This is a genomic window from Ferruginibacter sp. (genome assembly GCF_014377975.1).
Lineage (GTDB): Bacteria > Bacteroidota > Bacteroidia > Chitinophagales > Chitinophagaceae > Ferruginibacter.
On the sequence record NZ_JACMOO010000132.1, the window covers coordinates 1 to 2,304 of the forward strand.

General features: G+C 36.5%; 3 protein-coding genes. 1 reads left to right on the top strand and 2 read right to left on the bottom strand.

Annotation, left to right across the window (positions count from 1 at the left end; translation table 11 throughout):
* Positions 1-223, top strand: a 223-nt coding sequence (locus tag H7254_RS07835; protein WP_301932442.1) for an EcsC family protein, incomplete at its 5' end; no start/stop codon positions are given.
* 53 nt (positions 224-276) lie between these two features.
* Here the strand turns inward: H7254_RS07835 and H7254_RS07840 are convergent.
* Positions 277-783, bottom strand: coding sequence for a YdeI family protein (locus tag H7254_RS07840; RefSeq protein ID WP_301932444.1), 507 nt, complete (start codon positions 781-783; stop codon positions 277-279).
* Between the two features lie 171 nt (positions 784-954).
* Positions 955-2,304, bottom strand: a 1,350-nt coding sequence (locus H7254_RS07845) for a sensor histidine kinase (protein WP_301932443.1), incomplete at its 5' end; no start/stop codon positions are given.

A 2,304-nucleotide genomic window follows, 5' to 3' on the forward strand; every position in this document is an offset into this window, starting at 1 on the left:
CTGGGATGAGTACAGTAAAACACTTCCCGAAGATATTCAACAATTTGAGTGGCGGAATTTTCAACAGGAATACAGAGATTATATTGACCTTGCAAAAATGGCGCAACTTGTACCGATTATTGGAGCACCGGTTGGCATTATCGTAAACTATCGCCTTATAGAAAAACTGGGTTTAACTGCCATGAATGCATATCGCATGAGGATATTGAAAAATGGTAATTAAAGAATTAAGAAAATGAAAACCGGTATTGTTGTACTAAGAAAAGTTCATGTCTATTAATCATTCACTCCCTTTCCTTCCATAATCTGCTGGCGGTATTTTTCAACCCGTGCAAGTTTGGTGTTGGCTTGTTTGGGAGCAGCAAAAAACAGCAGATAACCTCTTTGTCTGCCCGGTGTTAATGCTTTAAAGGCTTTTAAAAGTTTAGGGTCATTATCCAACGCCTGTTGAAATTCTTCGGGCATCTCAAAAGCAGCTGTTTCTTTTAAAGGCACTGTTATACCGGCCTTTTCAACTTCAATAGCTTCATAAATATATGCCTTTATTGAAGCTGCCATTTCTACAATTTCTTTGCTATTGGTAAACCGCATTTGGCGTGCGGCCTGCACGTTTTTGGTTTGTTGTATTAATACTTTCTTTGCATCATGTAGCAGTGCTCCTTTAAAAAATAGCAGTGCACAATATTCTTTAAACACATGTATCAAAATAATTTTACCGAGTTCAAAATGGTAACATGGCACTCCCCATTTTAATTCTTCAGTAAGGCCACAATCAAGAACAATTGTTCTTAATTAAATGATTTCTTCCTCCCACTTTTTTTGTTTATTAAAATAAAAATCAACTGTGGGGTTGCTACTATTTTTCATAGTATTTTTTAATTTTTAAAAATATTTTTTCTGAAATAAGTTTATCAAGTTACAATGTTTTTGTTTTCATCACGTCCATAACTTCCTTTACAATACCGGTATATTAAAACTAAATACCGATCCCTTGCCCGGCTCACTTTTAATCTGTAGGCAACCGCCATTCTTTTCAATAAATTCTTTGCTGATAAGTAACCCAAGACCAGTACCTTTTTCTTTTTCGGTACCACGTCTGCTGAGGGTAGTATTTTTTTCCAACAACTTTTTTATTTTTGCATCATTAAGGCCGATGCCTTTGTCAATTACCTCAACAATAATACTGCCACCGGAAATAAATGCTTTTACTTCTACTTCACCCTTGCGCTGGCTAAATTTAATTGCATTGCTGAGCAGATTACGTACAATAAATTCAATCATGTCTTTGTCGGCATAAGCGGTCAACCCTTCTTCTACAGCTGTTTTTATTAGTATCTCTTTCATGTGGGCATGCAACTGCACGAGTCTTACAGCACCGTCAACAATCAGTTTCATGTTCAGTTTATCGGGCCTAAACTGTAGCAAATTCATTTGCGATTTTGACCATTGCAGCAAATTATAAAGTAATTCATTCAGGTTATCAAGCGACTGTTGTGCTTCTGAAAATAATTTTTTCCGCTCGTCCTCACTCATTTTTTCATGGTGTTCGGTAATGAGTTTTAAAAACGATTGCATGGTTGCCAGCGGGTTTCTAAGATCGTGCGATACAACAGAAAATAATTTATCTTTTACCTGGTTCAGCTGGCTTAATTTATTCTCGGATTCCTTTAACTGCCCAACAGTATTTTGCAACATGGTATTTTTTAATTGCAGGTCATTGGTTTTTTCTTGTACCTGTTGTTGCAGTTCGGTTTTTTGCTGTTCAATTAATTCCTTTTTTTCTTTTTCTTTTTCCAATGCAAGTTTTTCTCTCGCCAGTGTTTCAGTGGCTAATTGAAGGCGCATTTTATTAAGCCTGCTGCCAAGGCCGAGTGATAAAACAACGGCTTGGATTAACACACCATATTGAACAAGGTAACGAGTAAAGAAATTATCTTCCATCAACCCTGTTTCTCTAAAAATAAAAGCAATGGCACCAATAACAAGTAAAATATTGGCCGCAATAAAATATTTTGCCGGCTCATATTTATCTACGTAATAAGATACAATACCCGCCACTACCATCATTATCAACACCAATGCACCCAATATACCAATGATCATGACCATCGGTTTTAGCAAGTCAATCTTTAGAATATAACAAGCCAAACCGGTTACCAAAATTGCAATGCATGCAAAGGCCAGAGCATTCAGTATTTTATTTATACGGGGCAAACGGGAGGGAGTATGTAAATATGTTCTGGTAAAAAGTATTCGGGTAAGTCCGGTAAAAGGGTTGATGATAACAAAACAAAAAGTATCCCA